This window comes from Agrobacterium sp. LY4 (assembly GCF_001526585.1).
Taxonomy (GTDB): Bacteria; Pseudomonadota; Alphaproteobacteria; order Rhizobiales; family Rhizobiaceae; genus Agrobacterium; species Agrobacterium leguminum.
In genome coordinates, this window is record NZ_ASYA01000055.1 from 116,204 (window position 1) to 132,909 (window position 16,706).

Sequence of the window (16,706 nt, forward strand, 5' to 3'; positions counted from 1 at the left end):
ACAATCTTCCTGGTTAAGTGACGTGCGGTCCATTTGCCGCAATTGCGTCAACTGAGCCATTTCAATAAATGAAGCCATAGACCAGATGGGCTATGGCTTCCCAATTCGATGCGGAGCCTATACATGAAGGTCGCCCAGATAACAAGAGCCTGCTATCCCCTTGTGAAAGGAGATGGCCAAAGGGGCGGGAATTTTACCGCACACCGGAAATTCACCCGCAAAAGGCCCAAAACGGCAGGGAATGAGGAGCATAGAGGACGTGGCAGACATTGACGAGCAGAAAGCGGCGAAACAAAGAAGCCTGAAGCCGCTTCTTGGCCTGTTTCCCTATCTACGGCGTTATCGCGGCCTGATGGCGGCCGCCCTTTTCGCTCTCGTGCTTTCTTCCGCCACGACACTCGCCCTGCCGCTTGCCGTTCGCCGCATCATCGATCACGGATTCCAGACGCCGGATGGCGGCATGATCAACAGCTATTTCGCCATGCTTCTGGCGATTGCCGTTGTCCTCGCTCTCGCCAGCGCCATGCGTTATTATTACGTCATGACCATCGGTGAAAGGGTCGTTGCCGATCTGCGCCGCGATGTCTTTGCCCATCTCACCACCCTGTCGCAGCAGTTTTTCGATAGCAATCGATCCGGCGAGCTGACCTCGCGGCTGACCGCCGATACCGTGCAGATTCGCTCGGCTTTTGGCTCGTCCGCCTCGGTAGCGCTGCGCAATATCATCATGTGCTGCGGCGCGGTGGCGATGATGATCTACACCAGCCCCGGCCTTTCCGGCCTTGCGCTGCTTGCCATTCCCTTCATCGTTTTTCCGCTGATCGCCTTCGGGCGCTCGGTTCGCGCCCGCTCCCGCACCACGCAGGACACATTGGCCAATTCCGCCGCCTATGCTTCCGAGACGATTGCGGCGAGCCGCACCGTGCAGTCCTTTAATGCCGAGGTGCTGGCGAATGCCCGTTATGGCGCTTCCGTGGAAGCCGCTTATCAGGGCGCACGCGCCGCCATCGGCGCCCGCTCCATCCTCACCGCCGTCGCCATTGCGCTCGTCTTCGGCAGCGTTGTCGGCATTCTCTGGTATGGCGCGCAAAGCGTGCTGTCGGGCAGCATGACCGCGGGCACGCTCGGTCAGTTCGTGCTTTATTCGGTCATCGCGGCAAGCGGTCTCGGCCAGCTCTCCGAAGTCTGGGGTGAACTGGCGCAGGCGGGCGGTGCGGCCGAACGGCTTTCCGAACTGCTGAACGAGCACTCGCCCGTCGCGGAACCCACATCGCCCGTCGCCATGCCGCAGCCGCCACGCGGCGAGGCCGAGTTCGAAAATGTCGATTTCGTCTATCCGCTCGCGACAGGGCGGCCGATCGTTTCCGGCCTCTCCTTCAAGGTCAGCGCCGGCGAAACCGTCGCCATCGTCGGGCCTTCCGGTGCCGGCAAGAGCACGGTCTTTTCGCTGCTGATGCGCTTTTACGATCCGCAGCAGGGCCGCATCACCGTCGATGGCACGGATATTCGCGACGTCACCCTTGCCGATCTGCGCGCGCGCCTGTCCATCGTTCCGCAGGATGTGGCGATATTCGCCTCCTCCATTCATGACAATATCGCCTTTGGCCGGCCTGATGCGACGCGCGAGGAAGTGCGCATCGCCGCCATCGCCGCACAGGCCGACAGCTTCATCGAACGTCTCACCGACGGATATGATACGCAGGTGGGTGAACGCGGCGTGACGCTTTCCGGCGGCCAGCGCCAGCGCATCGCCATTGCCCGCGCCATTCTGCGCAATGCGCCAATCCTGCTGCTGGACGAAGCCACCTCGGCGCTGGATGCGGAAAGCGAAACGCTGGTGCAGAAGGCGCTCGATGAGCTAATGAAAACCCGCACCACCATCGTCATCGCCCATCGCCTTGCCACCGTGCTGAAGGCCGACCGCATTCTGGTGATGGATGAAGGCCGCATCATCGAAGAAGGCACGCATCAGAGCCTCATTCGCCAGAATGGCCTTTATGCGCGGCTTGCCCGGCTGCAATTCCAGACCGGGCCGGACGAATTGCGCGCCCAGGCCTAGATCACGCCAGCACTCTGCGCCCCGCGACGCGGCCGGAAAACAGGCAGCCGCCAAGGAACGTGCCCTCCAGCGCATTATAGCCATGCATGCCGCCGCCACCGAAACCCGCCACTTCGCCGGCGGCATAAAGGCCCGGCACCGGCGCACCGGCAGCATCCAGCACCCGCGCCTCAAGATCGGTATGAAGGCCGCCAAGCGTCTTGCGCGTCAGCACATGCAGCCGCACGGCAATCAACGGCCCCATTGCCGGATCGAGCAATCGGTGCGGTTTTGCCGTCCGCATCAGCCGGTCACCGAGATAACGGCGCGCGCCGTGGATGGCCGTTACCTGCGCATCCTTGCTGAAACCGTTTTCGATTTCGCGGTCGCGCGCTTCTATCTGATGGCGGATATGGTCTATATTCAGCCGGTCGTCGCCGCTGATGGCATTCATCGCTGCCACCAGTTCTTCCAGCGTATCCCGAACGGCAAAATCTTCGCCGCGCTCCATGAAGGCACGCACCGGTCCCGGTGGTTCCTTGCCCAGCCGTTTGAGCAGCAGCCTTATATCCTTGCCGGTCAGATCCGGATTCTGTTCCGAGCCTGAAAGCGCAAATTCCTTCTTGATGATCGCCTTGGTCAGAATGAACCAGCTATGGCCGCTGCCGCGTTCGCCAAGCATTTTTAGCGTACCGAGCGTATCGAAACCCGGCATGGCGGGAGCGGCGAGGCGGTTTCCATCCGCATCGCACCAGAAGGACGAGGGACCGGGCAGGATGCGGATACCGTGACCCGGCCAGATCGGATCGTGGTTCTTTACGCCCTCGGTATAATGCCACATGCGGTCACGATTGATGACGGCTCCGCCGGCCGTTTCCGTAATGGCGATCATGCGGCCATCCACATGCGCGGGAACACCGCAGACCATGCTGGCAGGAGGCTGGCCCAGCCGTTCCACCGGCCAGTTGCGCCGCACCAGTTCCTGATTGCCGCCGATGCCGCCGGAACTGACGATGACCGCCGCAGCGGCGAAGATAAAATCGCCCTGCTCTTCCCGGCTGCTCTCTTGCCCGCGTTGCACGGGGTCGGACGCTAGAATCGCACCCGAAATGCCGGTCACCCGGCCGTCGGCGATCTCCAGACGATCGACCCGGTGGCGAAAGCGAAAGGACAGCCGTCCGGTTGCCGCCACGGCCTTCGCCTTTTTTACGAAGGGTGCAAGTACGCCCGGACCCGTGCCCCAGGTTACATGGAAACGCGGAACGGAATTGCCATGGCCGTGGGCAAGGCTGCCACCGCGCTCGGCCCAGCCGACAACGGGAAACCAGCGCATGCCCATGCGGTGCAGCCATTCGCGTTTCTCACCGGCAGCAAAATCGAGATAGGCCTCCGCCCAGCGGCGCGGCCAATAATCCTCCGGACGGTCGAAACCGGCCGAACCGAGCCAGTCCTGTCTTGCAAGATCGAGACTGTCTCGCACCCGCATCCGGCGCTGTTCGGGACTATCGATGAAAAACAGTCCGCCCAGCGACCAGAAGGCCTGCCCGCCAAGGTTCTGCTCACCCTCCTGATCCACGACGCAGACGCTGAAACCCCGCTCAGCCGCCTCGGTTGCCGCCACCAGCCCGGCAAGCCCTGCACCGACAACGACCACATCATAGCCTTCCATCAGCCCCTCCCAGATATGACGGAATTACGTTTACGCGAACGTAAATTCACTTTCATCAGAAGGCAACCGCGATGACGCGGTCCGCGATTTCAGCGCTCGGTAAGCTTGAGTTCGATACGGCGGTTCTGCTGCCGTGCTTCCGGCGTATCGCCTTCGGCAATTGGCTGATATTCGCCGAAACCAGCGGCGACCAGCCGATTTGCCGGCACGCCCTTGGAGATCAGGAATTTCACCACCGAGGTGGCGCGGGCCGAGGAAAGCTCCCAATTGTCCCGGTAACGCCCGGAACCGGAAAGCTGGACATTATCCGTATGGCCATCCACGCGCAGCACCCAGTTGATCTCCGCCGGGATTTCCTTGGCGAGATCGAGCAGCGCGACAGCCAGCTTCTCCATCTCCGCCTGCCCTTCCGGGTTGAGTTCATTGCCGCCGGAGGGGAAGAGCACTTCGGACTGGAAGACGAACCGGTCACCGACAATGCGGATGTTTTCGCGATCCGACAGGATTTCGCGCAGCCGCCCGAAGAAATCGGAGCGATAGCGGTTCAGTTCCTGCACCCGCTGCGCCAGCGCGACATTGAGACGGCGGCCGAGATCGGCGATCTTGACCTGAGAAGAGGCGTCCTTGGCTTCCGAGGCCTGAAGCGCGGCTTCCACCGAGGCGATCTGCGCCCTCAGCGCCGCAATCTGCTGGTTAAGCAATTCAATCTGCGCGGAGGCACGGGAATTGGCCTGTTTCTGGTCGTCCAGTTCGCCGGTCAGGCTACCGATCCGGGCATTGGCGCTTGCGTTGTTGCCAGATCCCGCATCGAGAAGCGACTGCAGGCGCGAGCGCTCGTTTTCGGATGCGGCAAGGGTGGATTGCAGGCTCGCGAGTGCGTCCTCAATATCCTGCTTGTTACCTTTTTCCATGGCCAGAAGTTCGGTCAGTTCCGCAATCTGGCTGTTGAGACGTGTCAGCACCTCATCCTTGCCGGTGATTTCCCGCGACAAAACGAATTGCGCTAGCACGAAGACCGTGAGCAGAAACATGATGGCCATGAGCAGCGTCGAAAGCGCGTCGACGAAACCCGGCCAATAATCCACGCCCCTGTCGCGGCGGCGGTTGCGCGCAAGCGCCATGGCTACTCGCTCCCGTTATCGTGCCGGGTGCGTCCGGAAGATTTCGTGTCGCTGTCGATCCGCGCCGACAGCCGGTCGAGCGTGCGGCGGAGCGATTTCGATTCTTCCTGCTGCGCTTCGATCCAGTCACGCAACATCTGCTGTTCGCTGCGCATGTTCTTGACCAGCCCCTGAATGCCTTCGGCAAGGCTGGTCATGGCCGCAAGCGAGCGCTCGGTGCTGACCACCGCGCCGGGTTCGCCCTTGAACTCCCTCGGCCCTTCCGTCGTATCCGTCACCGAGGAAAGCCAGTTTTCGAGCTGGGTATAGAAACGATTCTGCGCACGACCGGCCTGAAGATCGAGGAAGCCGAGAATCAGCGAACCCGAAAGACCGAGCAGCGACGAGGAAAAGGCCGTTCCCATGCCCGCCAGCGGCGCAGTCAAGCCGGCCTTGAGGGAGCCGAGAATATCGTTGCTGTCGCCGGCGCTCGGATCGAGCGACTGGATGACATTACTGATGGCGCCAATGGTGCCGATCAGGCCCCAGAAGGTGCCGAGCAGGCCGAGAAACACCAGCAGGCCGACAAGATAACGCGATGTGTCACGCGTCTCGTCTAGGCGCGTCGCGATGGAATCGAGGATCGTCCTTTGCGTAACGGCAGAGAGCCGGACTTCGCCACGCTTGCCGATCAACGTGCTCATCGGCGCAAGCAGCTTGGGCGCACGGCCGACCTTTTCGACGCTGCCGGCAGCGCGAAAGGCATTGAACCAGCGAACTTCGGAACGCAGGCTCATCGTCTGCGTAAACACCAGAATGATACCGATGGCCAGCACGCCGAGAATGAAGCCGTTGAGCCCCGGATTGGTCATGAAGGCGGTGTGGGCCTGCCGGTAAAGAATGGCCGCCAGAAAGCCCACGAGGATCAGAAACAGAACCATCGTCCAGAGAAACGGTGTCGGGCTGGACAGCTTGTGGCTGTATTGCCGTGTGGTCACCGGTTTCTCGACGCCAAGATCGAGCAGCTCCGAATCCGCCATAACGTTCGCATTCCCTCTGGTCAGCTATCCAGCGGAAGCTATTTGAAAATTGCGACGATTTGAAGCGAAAAGCCGGTCTTTCGTCACAGGCGTTTCACGAAAACAGCCTGGAGGCGGATGACGGAAAACAAAAACGCCCGGCGAATATTCGCCGGGCGTCTAAAACTTGCAGAAAACGGCAGGTTTTCCGCCGAAAACCAATCAGCGGCCCGGAATGGGACGGTTGGCGACCTCAACGAGCGCCTTGTGGATATATTCGTTGCCGGCAGCGACGGAGCTGCTGCCGAAGATATCCGTGCCGCCCTTGATGTCGGAGGCGAAACCGCCGGCTTCACGAATCAGCACCAGACCTGCCGCCATGTCCCAGGGCGAAAGATCGGCTTCCCAGAAACCGTCAAGACGGCCAGCGGCGACATAAGCGAGATCGAGCGAAGCCGCACCCATGCGGCGGATGCCGGCTGCCTCACCCATGACGTGGCGAAGTTCGACCAGGAACTTGCCGTGATTGCCGCGGCCGAGATGCGGCACGCCGCAGCCGATGACGCAATCGGTCAGCGCCTTGCGCGCAGCGACGCGGATGCGGCGATCGTTGAGGAACGCGCCGCCGCCGCGCTCGGCGGTGTAGAGTTCGTCGGTGGCCGGATTGAAGATCACGCCGGCGACGACTTCACCGTTACGCTCGAGCGCGATGGAAACCGCGAAATGCGGAATGCCGTGCAGGAAGTTGGTGGTACCATCCAGCGGATCGACGATCCAGCGATGTGCGCCGTCCGTGCCTTTTTCCTCACCGCCTTCTTCACCCAGAAAGTCATAGGTCGGGCGGGCCTTCATCAGCTCGTCGCGCACGATCTTCTCGGCTTTCAGGTCCGCCTGCGAGACGAAATCGCTCGGTCCCTTGACCGAGACCTGAAGGTTCTGCACTTCACCGAAGTCACGCGACAAAGACTTACCCGCCTTGATGGCGGCCTGAACCATGACATTGAGAAGGGCTGAACGGGCCATCGATGTTGTTTCCTGGAAAGCTTGCGAACCGCCCGGAAGCTCACCGGGCAGGCACGTCATTATTTTCTTGAATTGAAAGTTTGCGGTTCAAGACCACAAAACGCGCGGAAATTCAAGGCAAAAAGCCCATGGGTCAACGCCGGCGTGGCAAGGCTACCCTTCCATCACGTCGGGCGGAAACGATTTGCGGCCTCAATCGCCTTCTTCTGCTGCTCGTCGGTGATGCCGAGATAAAAGTCCTCGAGAGACGGATCCTTCAACCCGGCGCGGCGGGAAAGCACATACCATTTGGCCGCTTCGACCGGATCGGGCCGGGTGCCGAGCGCCTGAATGTAAAGATGCGCCACCTTGTTCTGCGCCACGACATTGCCGCGTTGTGCCGCGCCGTAGAGCCAGCGGAAACCCTCATCCAGATTGCGCTCGCCGCCAAAACCGTTGACCAGCCAGATGCCGAGATCGACCTGCGCGGTATCGTAGCCAGCCTTCGCGGCCCGTGTCAGCCAGTCCCGCGCCTTTGCCTTCTTCTCGGCCGGCACATCCTTGAGCGACCAGTAAATCTGCGACACCGCATATTGCGCATCGGCAATGCCCTGTTCAGCGGATTTCTCATAGAACGGCAAAGCCATCAGCAGGCCCTTGGCGCCGGGATTTTCCGAAACCAGTATCTGACCCCAGTTGAACTGGGCAGAGGCGTTGCCGGCTTCCGCCGCACGGCGCATGAAATCGTCGGCTTTCGCCTTGTCGCGGGTGACGAATTTGCCTTCCATCAGGATTAGCGCGAATTTGAACATGGCGACGGGATCGCCACCCTGAGCCGCCTGCTGGTACCAGAAAGCAGCCGTCTTCTCGTCACGGGCGATGCCCAGACCACGCGACATCATTTCCGCCACCAGCGTCTGGGCGGCTGCGTCACCGTTCTGCGCGCGGTTCAGCGCCTTGTCGAGCGCCTGCACATATTCGCCGCGCTGGAAATGCCCGTAAGCTTCGTCCACCCGGCCCTTGAATTCCTTTTCAGGCGGCAGCGCCGGCAGCTCCGCGCCCATGCGCTGATAGACATTCACGCCTGCCGACGGCTGCAAGTCCTTCTGCTCTTCGGATTGCACCCTGCCCTGACGGGTAGGCTGAGCCTCATTTTCCAGCTGGCGGGAAAGTGCATTGCTTTCGCTCTGCGGCCCGGACTGGGCAAAAGCAACACCCGCCGGCGCGCCGAAAGCGAGCGCCAGCAGCGAAACGGAAAGGCAGAGGTGAACCGAGCGCATGATCATCGCCTGTATCAACCGTCAAACCGTGGCGCTTTTTCGTCAAGCAGGGCGTTGATTTCAGAAACGGCCTGGGCAGCGCCACTGGCGTTATCGAAAACACCGCTGCGCATCGCCACGAACTCCACACCGGTCTCGGCCACTGCAACCACCGAGGACACATCGGTACCACCCATGACGATGGCCGGGATTTCGATCATCGAGGCCCACCACTCGCCGAGCGCCAGGTTTTTGGGGTGCGCTTCCGGCTTGATGTCCCCTTCGAGCTTTCCGAAAAACACATAATCCGGATTGGCCTCGCCCTGCTCCAGCGCCTTGTGACGGTCATCCGCATTGCCGCCGCCGACGATGAGCTTCGGCGTGAACTTTTCCACGGCCTCGGCAAGCGCCTCGCCATTGCCAACCACATGCAGGCCATCCGCCTTCACGCGACCGGCAACGCGGCTGTCACCGGCGATGAGCGCTGCCGCACCTGCCTTCTGGACAACCGGCACGATCAGTTCGGCGCGTTTCTGGAAAGCGGCGTCATCCAGACCATATTGCGGAATGATGACGGAAGCGACATCGCCACCCCGCAATGCGTCTTCCACCTCTGTCGCCTGCTTTTGCGCGTCGTCCGATTGCGGAACGATCAGGACAAGGCGGCAACGATCTTCAACTAGGGTCATCGGTTCGTCCATTTCAGACAGAAGACGCTTACCGCGCAATCTGCACTCGTTTTCATATGACAAATCCGATAAACCGGACCGGCGAAAGGATCAACCGTCCATCCATGCTCACCGATTTTCATTTTTATCTCGTCGCCATCCCCGCAGTCGTGCTCGTCGGCCTTTCCAAGGGCGGGCTGGGCGGCGCTCTCGCCCTGATGGGGGTGCCGCTGATGGCGCTTGCCGTATCGCCCGTGCAGGCGGCGGCCATCTTCCTGCCGATCCTGATCGTCATGGATATCGTGGCGCTTTTTGCCTGGCGGCACTACAACCACCGGGAAACGCTCCTCATCATGCTGCCGGGCGCAATCGCCGGTATCGCGCTCGGCTGGGCGACCTCAAGCCTCATTTCCGCGGACGCCATGCGTCTCGTCGTCGCCTCTGTCACGATCCTGTTCGTGCTGCGTTATTTCTATGAGAGCTTCAAAAGCCGCAAGGGCCAGGAAATTCCGGCCAAGCCGCAAAGACCGGTGGCTGCGACCCTCTGGTCCAGCCTGTCGGGTTATGCGAGTTTCGTGGCCCATGCGGGCGGTCCGCCCTTCCAGATCTATGTTCTGCCGCTGAAGCTCGATCCAAAGACCTATACCGGCATGAGCGTGCGCTTCTTCGCCATCATGAATGCGATCAAGCTCATTCCCTATTTCGCGCTCGGCGCGCTGGACGCCACCAACCTCAAGACATCGGCAAGCCTGCTGCCGGTGGCGATGCTGGCGACGCTTGCCGGCGCCAGGGTGGTGAAATATCTGAAACCCGCCGTGTTTTACCCACTCATGTATGCCATGGCGCTGATTGCGGCGCTTAAACTGCTGTGGGATGGACTGCCGTTCTAAATCCGACAATAAAAAAGCTCTGGCAGCAGGTTTTCGCCGCCAGAGCTCGAAAGGCTCAGACCGTCGACCCTTCATTCATCGAAGGCCGACGGTCTGGCATAAATCAATGTCTTGTCGAGGCCTTGAGCCTCTGCAGTTCATCCTTCAGGCGCAGTTTTCGACGTTTAAGGTCCGCGATCTCTCTATCGTCAGACGACGGGGAAGCAAGAATACTTTCGAGCTCCTCCTCCAGAGCACCGTGTTTCTTTTCGAGCGATGCAATATGAGCCTGAATGGTCATGCGGCACGTCCTTCCTTTTTGAACCTACCTCCAGCTCTCCATCGCTGGAGTTTCAGGTTTGCGACGACAATGTGACACGGATCGACCGGCTTGTCGAAGGCGAAATGAAGGCAATAAGTGGGCAATTTGGTCGCAAGGGATAACTTCCCGTTACCGCGATTTGATGATAGAGCCTCCAGAACGGATGACATACGCGCCGGACACTCTCCGGCTGGCATAAAATGGGGATGACGAGATGCCCGATCAGGACCAGGCGGACATCAGGCTCACGCTGGCGCGGCTGCGCCAGGAGCATGAGGATTATGACGCGGCGATCAACGCGATGATCCAGACCAGCTGCGATGCGCTGAGAATACAGCGCATGAAAAAGAAGAAGCTGGCCGTCAAGGACAAGATGACCCAGCTCGAAGACCAGGTCATTCCCGATATCATCGCCTGAGCCCGGAGACATTACGTGACAGCAGAAACGCCCCCCGTCGCCATCATCATGGGCAGCCAGTCCGACTGGGAGACCATGAAGAACGCCGCCGATACGCTGGATGCGCTCGACATCGAATACGAAGCCCGCATCATTTCCGCCCACCGCACCCCGGACCGGCTTTATGACTTCGCCAATGGCGCGAAGGACGAAGGCTTCAAGGTCATCATCGCCGGTGCGGGCGGCGCCGCCCATCTGCCGGGCATGACGGCCTCGATGACGCCGCTTCCGGTGTTTGGCGTTCCGGTTCAATCGAAGACCATGTCCGGTCAGGACAGCCTCTATTCCATCGTGCAGATGCCCGCCGGCATTCCGGTCGGCACGCTCGCCATCGGCAAGGCCGGCGCGATCAACGCCGCCCTTCTCGCCGCCGCGGTTCTGGCGCTGAGCGACGAGGACCTCGCCGACCGGCTGGATGCCTGGCGTGCGCGCCAGTCGGCGGCTGTCGCGGAATATCCCATGGATAGCGCCCAGTGACGACAAAAGTGATGGCAAAGACGACCAACCTGACCATCGGCATCATCGGTGGCGGGCAGCTCGGGCGTATGCTAGCTATGGCCGCAGCCCGTCTCAACCACCGTACCATCGTGCTGGAACCGCAGGCCGATTGTCCGGCTGCGCAGGCCTGCAACGAACAGATCGTGGCGGAATATGACGATGAAAACGCGCTTGCGGAACTCGCAAGCCGTTGCGATGTCGTGACCTACGAATTCGAGAACGTGCCTGTCGCGGCCGCCGAAAAGCTCAGCCTCTCCGTTCCCGTCTATCCGCCTCCGAAAGCGCTCAGCGCCTCGCAGGACCGGTTGACGGAAAAACGCTTCCTCAACGGCTGCGGCATCCCGACCGCCGATTTCCGCGCCGTGGACAGCCAGGAAGAGCTGGAGGCCGCATTGGCCGCCTTCGGCGGCAAGGGCGTGCTGAAAACCCGCCGCATGGGTTATGACGGCAAGGGCCAGCGCCTTTTCCGCGGTGGGGAAGACCTTACAGGCGCTTTTGCGGCGCTCGGCGGCGTGCCGCTGATTCTCGAAAGCTTCATCTCCTTCGAGCGGGAAATTTCGATCATTGCCGCCCGTTTCCAGGACGGCGCCGTTGCCTGTTACGATCCCGCCGAGAATGTCCATCTGAACGGCATTCTACACACGTCCACCGTTCCGGCCGCACTTTCTGACGCCGCCAGGGAGGTTGCCGTGCAATCGGCGGAAAAGCTTCTGGCCGCGCTCGATTATGTCGGCATCATCGGCATCGAGTTTTTCGTCCTGCCGGATGGTTCGCTGGTCGCCAATGAAATGGCACCACGCGTTCACAATACCGGCCACTGGACGGAGGCGGCCTGCGTAATCTCGCAATTCGAACAGCATATCCGGGCCGTATCGGGCCTTACGCCCGGCAGCACGGATCGCCATTCGGATTGCGTCATGACCAACCTCATCGGCGACGACATCGACGATGTGCCGGCATGGCTGTCGAAAAAAGACTGTCTCGTGCATCTCTACGGCAAGACGGAAGCACGGCCGGGCCGCAAGATGGGCCATGTGACCGAGCTTTTGCGCACAGGAAAAGCCTAGTCTTTTAAGGCAAAGACACGGGCAAGTGTTGACAGGCAGGGCTCAAACGGGTATCTGCCTGCCAACCGAAAAGAGCGCGCCCCGTTGCGCGCTTTTGATTGTTTGAATAAGCACGGCAGAAACCGTGCAAAACTGCGGACCAGTAAAATGAAGATCAAGAATTCGCTTAAAGCGCTTAAGGCCCGTCATCGCGATAACCGCCTGGTTCGCCGCAAGGGCCGCGTCTACATCATCAACAAGCAGAACCCGCGCTTCAAGGCTCGTCAGGGCTGATTGACTGCGACTGCGGTTCGCGATCAGGCTCGCGGATCACTTTGTTGACAGAGCAGAAGTTTGCATTTGATATTGGGCGCAGTCGGGTTAAGCTTTAACCCATGCGCCCAAATCGTTTTTGCACGGCTATCATCCTCGCTCAGGGCTTCCTGTTTTCAAGCCTCCCGATTCCGGGAATGGCTGCCATTGCCCATGCGGCGGACGGGCAATCGCCTGCTGTTGCGGACTCCGCACCTTCACCCGCCAAGACGATCGACACGCTTTTCGCATCGCTGAAAAAAGAACGGAATGCGGTCAAGGCGCGCAGCATCGCCAACCAGATCGCCTCCGAATGGAATGATTCCGGCAGCGCAACGGTCAATCTGCTGATGCAATGGGCGGGCGAAGCCGCCGACGAAAAGCGCAACGCCGCCGCTTACGATTTTCTCGACCAGGTCATTCTGCTCGATCCGGACTATGTGCAGGCGCCCTATCGCCGCGCCATGGTGCATTTTGCCGATGGCGACACCCGCAAGGCGATGGCGGATATCAACCTGACGCTGGAAAGGGAACCGCGCTATTTCCCGGCGCTGGCAAGCCTTGCCAACATCCTCGAAGCCTCGGGCCGCGACGAGCTGGCGCTGAAGGCGTGGGAACGTTATCTGGCGCTCTACCCCGCCGACAAGGACGCCCGCAAGGAGGCCGTCGACCTTTCGGAAAAGCTGGCCGGCACACGCGGCTGAATTCGCGAGATGCTCAAACAAAAATCGCCGCAAAAGCGGCGATTTTTCATTGAGGCGTTTCCAGCCGATCATTCCATGCCGAGCGCGGCCATATAGGTCTGGAGAATCGTTTCTTCCTCGATGCGCTCATTGGCATCCTTCTTGCGCAGGCGGATGATGGTGCGGATCGCCTTGGTGTCGTAACCACGGCCCTTCGCCTCGCCCATGACATCCTTGATATCACCCTGAATGGCGGCCTTTTCTTCTTCGAGGCGCTCGACGCGCTCGATGAACTGGCGCAGTTCCGCGGCGGCGACGGTTTCGGTGGTGCTGGTATCGTCCATCATATCATCCTTCATTGGCGGCCCGCATGCGAGCCCTGTTCATTATATCCGGGCGAAGCCTTCGCCGGTCGCTGCCGGCGGGCAGCAGAATTCCGGCCTGTGAACTGCCCACTGAAAGGCGTCGCGTCAAGTCGTTTCCGTCGATCGGGGTTATTCCCTGAGCCTGTTCTGCTCAAAGGCGGCTTTCTGGGCATCACTCGCCTCCGCCTGATATTTTTCCTTCCAGTCCTCATAAGGCATGCCGTAGACGATTTCCCGGGACTCTTCCTTGCTGAGCGGAACACCGGCCTCCTCGGCCGCTTCCCGGTACCAGTTGGACAGGCAGTTGCGGCAAAAACCCGCGAGATTCATCAGGTCGATGTTCTGCACGTCGTGACGTTCGCGAAGGTGCTGCACAAGACGGCGAAATGCCGCCGCCTCGAATTCGACCTGCCGATTGTCGTTTTCATTCGTCATGGCAAAACTCCAGGCTCAATAGGGACCGGTGCGGGAGGCGAACAGCTGATATTCATGCAGGACGGGATCGTCGTTCATTGCGGCGAAAATGGGAGCGAGCCGGTCCGACCATTCGGCGATCCCCTCTTCATTCGCGATCAGATCCTGCCGAACCTCGAGAAGCGCATGCGGTATGCCCTTCATCATGCAATGGCGATACATGGTATCGCCCTTCAATGCACCGTCATAGGGTTCGTTGTCACCGACGAGGATGTCGCCCGTGGCCCGCAGATGCGCCAGGAGCGGATCGACCGCGCGATGATCCGTATCCCACAGAACCGCCGCATGCCATGGCCGCGGCGTTTCCTTCCAGAACGGCGTGTAGGAATGCAGCGACAGAACCAGCGGCGCTTCTTCCGATGCCTCGGCCACGCCGGTCAGCACACGATCCACGGCATTGTGATAGGGCCGGTGAAAAATCTCGATCCGCCTTTGCCATTCCTCGTCCGAAATCGGATGGTTGCCGGGAATGATCGCCCCGTCCGAAATCTTCATGATGAGAGTGGGATCGTCCTCGCCGCGATTCGGATCGATGAGCAGCCGCGAAAACCGCCCGAGCACCGCCGGCACGCCAAGGCGCGCGGCAAGTGAGCGTGTCAGCCCCTCTATACCGATATCAAATGCGATATGGCGATGAAAAGCGGTTTGCGGAAGGCCAAGTTTGCCGTAGTGTGCCGGCAGGAGGTTCATGGCATGGTCCGCCAGAAGAACCATGCCTTTGTCATAATCGCCTTCTATGATTTCATAGGGTATGAAGTCGTTCATCGATGATTTTCTGGGGCAGGATTGAGGAGAGAAGCTTGATGGCATGGCTTGAGGCCGGGCGCAAGTTGCGGCGAAAGAACAGCCATCTACCTTATCGCACTCACGATCCCACGAACAATATAATCGATTAAAATCGCGTTGACTTTCTTGGGCGGCCACGCCAAGAAGTGTGTTCATTATAACCATGGAATCCGGATGGAAGCCGTGACTCAGTCATCTCTCGCTCTTCCTCGCCACTTTCGGCATATCGCCCGTCTTTTTTCCGCAGCGGCATTGTTTCTGACCCCTTCATGATCGCGGCGCCCGCGCATGCGGATTTTCGCGTGTGCAACAGCACGCAGAACCTCGTGGGGGTCGCAATCGGCTACCGGGCACAGGAGGGCTGGGTCAGCGAAGGCTGGTGGCAGGTCCCCTCCTCGACCTGCGCGACGCTGATCGAGGGTGAGCTGCAGTCACGTTATTATTATCTCTATGCCGAAGATGCCGCCCATGGCGGCCGCTGGACCGGTGACGTCAACATGTGCGTGGCGGAAAACGAGTTCAAGATCAACGGCGTGGACGATTGTTTTGCCCGCAGCTTCCAGAGAATGGGTTTCAAGGAATATGACACGGGCAGACAGGGCAGCTGGATGGTCCAGCTCTCCGATACGCCAGGCACACAGGGAAATCAAAACTGATGAAGCGTAACCGCAAAGTCAAAATTCTTGCAACTCTCGGCCCGGCCTCTTCCGAAGAGGCGATGATCGAGAAGCTGCATCTTGCTGGCGCAGATCTTTTCCGGATCAACATGAGCCATGCGAGCCACGACGTGATGCGGACGCTCATTCAGCGTATCCGTTCTGTCGAGAGCCGTACCGGCCGCCCCATCGGCATTCTGGCCGACCTGCAGGGTCCCAAGCTGCGCGTCGGAAAATTCGCCGAAGGCAAGGTCGAACTCGTTCCGGGCCAGACCTTCACGCTGGACAATAACGACACGCCCGGTGACAACACCCGCGTTTTCCTTCCCCATCCGGAAATTCTCGAGGCGGTCAAGCCCGGCCATCGCCTGCTGATCGACGACGGCAAGCTGCATCTGCGCGCTGAAAAGAGCGACGGCAAAAGCATCGTCACCACCGTCATTTCCGGCACCCGCATTTCTGACCGCAAGGGCATCAGCCTGCCGGATACGTTGCTCGGCGTCGGCGTTCTGACCGACAAGGACCGCGTCGATCTCGACGCCGTTCTCGCCACCGGCGAAGTCGACTGGGTGGCGCTTTCCTTCGTCCAGCGTCCGGAAGACCTTGCGGAAGTTCGCAAGATCGCACGCGGCCGCGTCGGCCTGATGTCCAAGATCGAAAAGCCGCAGGCTGTCGAGCGCATCGAGGAAATCATCGAACTTTCCGACGCGCTGATGGTCGCCCGTGGCGATCTCGGCGTCGAAATGCCGCTGGAAGCCGTTCCGGGCATCCAGAAGCAGCTGACCCGCGCCTGCCGCCGCGCCGGCAAGCCGGTCGTGGTCGCCACGCAGATGCTGGAATCGATGATCACCGCGCCTGTGCCGACCCGCGCCGAAGTCTCCGACGTCGCCACCGCCGTCTTCGAAGGCGCAGACGCCATCATGCTCTCTGCTGAATCCGCCTCCGGCGACTATCCGGTCGAAGCGGTTTCCACCATGGCATCCATTGCCAGCACGGTGGAGCAGGACCCCTATTATTCCAATATCATCTATGCGCAGCGCGCCCAGCCGGAACCGACCGGTGCCGACGCCATTTCGCTTGCCGCCCGCCAGATCGCCGAAACCCTGAAGCTTGCGGCGATCGTCACCTATACGTCCTCGGGCACGACCGGCCTGCGCGCCGCGCGCGAACGGCCGCAGGTTCCGATCATCGCACTGTCGCCGATCATCCAGACCGCCCGCCGACTGTCGGTCGTCTGGGGCCTGCACTGCGTCGTCACCGGCGATGCCAGCGACCTCGACGACATGGTGAACCGCGCTTGTCGCATCGTGGTTTCCGAAGGTTTCGGCAAGCCGGGCGATCGTATCATCATCTCCGCAGGCGTGCCGCTCGGCACTCCCGGCGCAACCAATATGGTCCGCATCGCCTATATCGGCTCGGACGGCCAGAGCGGCGTCTAAAGCTTCAATATACAGCATAAAAAAACCCGCCGGTAACGGCGGGG

The 16,706-nt window shown here is 60.5% G+C and carries 19 protein-coding genes; 9 read left to right on the forward strand and 10 right to left on the reverse strand.

Annotated features, from left to right (window positions below):
- The first annotated feature begins 259 nt into the window (after positions 1 to 259).
- Positions 260 to 2,059, forward strand: a complete 1,800-nt coding sequence (locus tag L904_RS26475) for an ABC transporter transmembrane domain-containing protein (RefSeq protein WP_035262910.1) — start codon at positions 260 to 262, stop codon at positions 2,057 to 2,059.
- A 1-nt stretch (position 2,060) separates the two neighbouring features.
- Here L904_RS26475 and L904_RS26480 read toward each other — a convergent pair whose 3' ends face one another.
- From L904_RS26480 to L904_RS26505, 6 genes are all read right to left on the reverse strand, one after another.
- Complete coding sequence (locus tag L904_RS26480) at positions 2,061 to 3,707, reverse strand: FAD-binding dehydrogenase (RefSeq protein ID WP_035262899.1); 1,647 nt, start codon at positions 3,705 to 3,707, stop codon at positions 2,061 to 2,063.
- An 89-nt stretch (positions 3,708 to 3,796) separates the two neighbouring features.
- Positions 3,797 to 4,828, reverse strand: coding sequence for a peptidoglycan -binding protein (locus L904_RS26485; protein WP_035262896.1), 1,032 nt, complete (start codon positions 4,826 to 4,828; stop codon positions 3,797 to 3,799).
- Positions 4,829 to 4,830: 2 nt separating this feature from the next.
- On the reverse strand, positions 4,831 to 5,847 hold the full coding sequence (locus L904_RS26490; RefSeq protein WP_003520359.1) for a hypothetical protein: 1,017 nt from the start codon (positions 5,845 to 5,847) through the stop codon (positions 4,831 to 4,833).
- A 201-nt stretch (positions 5,848 to 6,048) separates the two neighbouring features.
- Positions 6,049 to 6,849: an inositol monophosphatase family protein gene (locus L904_RS26495; protein WP_035262908.1), complete on the reverse strand. Its 801-nt coding sequence runs from the start codon at positions 6,847 to 6,849 to the stop codon at positions 6,049 to 6,051.
- A gap of 164 nt (positions 6,850 to 7,013) precedes the next feature.
- On the reverse strand, positions 7,014 to 8,114 hold the full coding sequence (locus L904_RS26500; RefSeq protein WP_035262893.1) for a tetratricopeptide repeat protein: 1,101 nt from the start codon (positions 8,112 to 8,114) through the stop codon (positions 7,014 to 7,016).
- 8 nt (positions 8,115 to 8,122) lie between these two features.
- Positions 8,123 to 8,776, reverse strand: a complete 654-nt coding sequence (locus tag L904_RS26505; protein WP_035262906.1) for a thiamine phosphate synthase — start codon at positions 8,774 to 8,776, stop codon at positions 8,123 to 8,125.
- 104 nt (positions 8,777 to 8,880) lie between these two features.
- Between L904_RS26505 and L904_RS26510 the strand changes: the two genes are divergently transcribed.
- Positions 8,881 to 9,645 (forward strand): sulfite exporter TauE/SafE family protein, encoded by a 765-nt coding sequence (locus tag L904_RS26510; RefSeq protein WP_035262890.1) that lies wholly within the window; start codon positions 8,881 to 8,883, stop codon positions 9,643 to 9,645.
- A 103-nt stretch (positions 9,646 to 9,748) separates the two neighbouring features.
- Here L904_RS26510 and L904_RS27485 read toward each other — a convergent pair whose 3' ends face one another.
- Positions 9,749 to 9,925, reverse strand: coding sequence for a YdcH family protein (locus tag L904_RS27485; RefSeq protein ID WP_003506164.1), 177 nt, complete (start codon positions 9,923 to 9,925; stop codon positions 9,749 to 9,751).
- Between the two features lie 235 nt (positions 9,926 to 10,160).
- Between L904_RS27485 and L904_RS26515 the strand changes: the two genes are divergently transcribed.
- The 5 genes from L904_RS26515 to L904_RS26535 all read left to right on the forward strand — a co-directional run bounded on the left by L904_RS26515 (position 10,161) and on the right by L904_RS26535 (position 12,963).
- Positions 10,161 to 10,364, forward strand: coding sequence for a YdcH family protein (locus L904_RS26515; RefSeq protein ID WP_003497661.1), 204 nt, complete (start codon positions 10,161 to 10,163; stop codon positions 10,362 to 10,364).
- 48 nt (positions 10,365 to 10,412) lie between these two features.
- On the forward strand, positions 10,413 to 10,880 hold the full coding sequence (gene purE / locus L904_RS26520; RefSeq protein ID WP_035212960.1) for a 5-(carboxyamino)imidazole ribonucleotide mutase: 468 nt from the start codon (positions 10,413 to 10,415) through the stop codon (positions 10,878 to 10,880).
- An 11-nt stretch (positions 10,881 to 10,891) separates the two neighbouring features.
- Positions 10,892 to 11,968: a 5-(carboxyamino)imidazole ribonucleotide synthase gene (locus L904_RS26525; RefSeq protein ID WP_020812291.1), complete on the forward strand. Its 1,077-nt coding sequence runs from the start codon at positions 10,892 to 10,894 to the stop codon at positions 11,966 to 11,968.
- Between the two features lie 147 nt (positions 11,969 to 12,115).
- Positions 12,116 to 12,241, forward strand: a complete 126-nt coding sequence (gene ykgO, locus L904_RS26530) for a type B 50S ribosomal protein L36 (RefSeq protein WP_003497670.1) — start codon at positions 12,116 to 12,118, stop codon at positions 12,239 to 12,241.
- A gap of 101 nt (positions 12,242 to 12,342) precedes the next feature.
- Positions 12,343 to 12,963: a tetratricopeptide repeat protein gene (locus L904_RS26535; RefSeq protein ID WP_035262887.1), complete on the forward strand. Its 621-nt coding sequence runs from the start codon at positions 12,343 to 12,345 to the stop codon at positions 12,961 to 12,963.
- A 68-nt stretch (positions 12,964 to 13,031) separates the two neighbouring features.
- Here the strand turns inward: L904_RS26535 and L904_RS26540 are convergent, their stop codons facing one another.
- The 3 genes from L904_RS26540 to L904_RS26550 all read right to left on the reverse strand — a co-directional run bounded on the left by L904_RS26540 (position 13,032) and on the right by L904_RS26550 (position 14,546).
- Positions 13,032 to 13,289, reverse strand: coding sequence for a DUF2312 domain-containing protein (locus tag L904_RS26540; RefSeq protein ID WP_020812069.1), 258 nt, complete (start codon positions 13,287 to 13,289; stop codon positions 13,032 to 13,034).
- Between the two features lie 147 nt (positions 13,290 to 13,436).
- Positions 13,437 to 13,742 carry a DUF1244 domain-containing protein gene (locus tag L904_RS26545; protein WP_035262885.1) on the reverse strand — a complete coding sequence of 102 codons (306 nt, stop codon included), beginning with the start codon at positions 13,740 to 13,742 and terminating at the stop codon, positions 13,437 to 13,439.
- Between the two features lie 15 nt (positions 13,743 to 13,757).
- Complete coding sequence (locus tag L904_RS26550) at positions 13,758 to 14,546, reverse strand: N-formylglutamate amidohydrolase (RefSeq protein WP_020012241.1); 789 nt, start codon at positions 14,544 to 14,546, stop codon at positions 13,758 to 13,760.
- A gap of 290 nt (positions 14,547 to 14,836) precedes the next feature.
- Here L904_RS26550 and L904_RS26555 point away from each other — a divergent pair, with 290 nt between their 5' ends.
- A complete protein-coding gene (locus L904_RS26555; protein WP_020012242.1) occupies positions 14,837 to 15,223 on the forward strand; it encodes a DUF1036 domain-containing protein in 387 nt (128 codons plus the stop codon).
- Positions 15,223 to 16,662: a pyruvate kinase gene (gene pyk, locus L904_RS26560; protein WP_003520375.1), complete on the forward strand. Its 1,440-nt coding sequence runs from the start codon at positions 15,223 to 15,225 to the stop codon at positions 16,660 to 16,662. Before L904_RS26555 ends, pyk begins: the two co-directional genes overlap by 1 nt.
- Positions 16,663 to 16,706 lie beyond the last annotated feature (44 nt).

What these genes read in the sequence shown, in the direction of transcription:
- L904_RS26480 (WP_035262899.1), bottom strand. Translation starts at nt 3,707, where the DNA reads ATGGAAGGCTATGATGTGGTCGTTGTCGGTGCAGGGCTTGCCGGGCTG.
- L904_RS26485 (WP_035262896.1), bottom strand. Translation starts at nt 4,828, where the DNA reads ATGGCGCTTGCGCGCAACCGCCGCCGCGACAGGGGCGTGGATTATTGG.
- L904_RS26490 (WP_003520359.1), bottom strand. Translation starts at nt 5,847, where the DNA reads ATGGCGGATTCGGAGCTGCTCGATCTTGGCGTCGAGAAACCGGTGACC.
- L904_RS26495 (WP_035262908.1), bottom strand. Translation starts at nt 6,849, where the DNA reads ATGGCCCGTTCAGCCCTTCTCAATGTCATGGTTCAGGCCGCCATCAAG.
- L904_RS26500 (WP_035262893.1), bottom strand. Translation starts at nt 8,114, where the DNA reads ATGATCATGCGCTCGGTTCACCTCTGCCTTTCCGTTTCGCTGCTGGCG.
- L904_RS26505 (WP_035262906.1), bottom strand. Translation starts at nt 8,776, where the DNA reads ATGACCCTAGTTGAAGATCGTTGCCGCCTTGTCCTGATCGTTCCGCAA.
- L904_RS26510 (WP_035262890.1), top strand. Translation starts at nt 8,881, where the DNA reads ATGCTCACCGATTTTCATTTTTATCTCGTCGCCATCCCCGCAGTCGTG.
- L904_RS27485 (WP_003506164.1), bottom strand. Translation starts at nt 9,925, where the DNA reads ATGACCATTCAGGCTCATATTGCATCGCTCGAAAAGAAACACGGTGCT.
- L904_RS26515 (WP_003497661.1), top strand. Translation starts at nt 10,161, where the DNA reads ATGCCCGATCAGGACCAGGCGGACATCAGGCTCACGCTGGCGCGGCTG.
- purE (WP_035212960.1), top strand. Translation starts at nt 10,413, where the DNA reads ATGGGCAGCCAGTCCGACTGGGAGACCATGAAGAACGCCGCCGATACG.
- L904_RS26525 (WP_020812291.1), top strand. Translation starts at nt 10,892, where the DNA reads ATGGCAAAGACGACCAACCTGACCATCGGCATCATCGGTGGCGGGCAG.
- ykgO (WP_003497670.1), top strand. Translation starts at nt 12,116, where the DNA reads ATGAAGATCAAGAATTCGCTTAAAGCGCTTAAGGCCCGTCATCGCGAT.
- L904_RS26535 (WP_035262887.1), top strand. Translation starts at nt 12,343, where the DNA reads ATGCGCCCAAATCGTTTTTGCACGGCTATCATCCTCGCTCAGGGCTTC.
- L904_RS26540 (WP_020812069.1), bottom strand. Translation starts at nt 13,289, where the DNA reads ATGATGGACGATACCAGCACCACCGAAACCGTCGCCGCCGCGGAACTG.
- L904_RS26545 (WP_035262885.1), bottom strand. Translation starts at nt 13,742, where the DNA reads ATGACGAATGAAAACGACAATCGGCAGGTCGAATTCGAGGCGGCGGCA.
- L904_RS26550 (WP_020012241.1), bottom strand. Translation starts at nt 14,546, where the DNA reads ATGAACGACTTCATACCCTATGAAATCATAGAAGGCGATTATGACAAA.
- L904_RS26555 (WP_020012242.1), top strand. Translation starts at nt 14,837, where the DNA reads ATGATCGCGGCGCCCGCGCATGCGGATTTTCGCGTGTGCAACAGCACG.
- pyk (WP_003520375.1), top strand. Translation starts at nt 15,223, where the DNA reads ATGAAGCGTAACCGCAAAGTCAAAATTCTTGCAACTCTCGGCCCGGCC.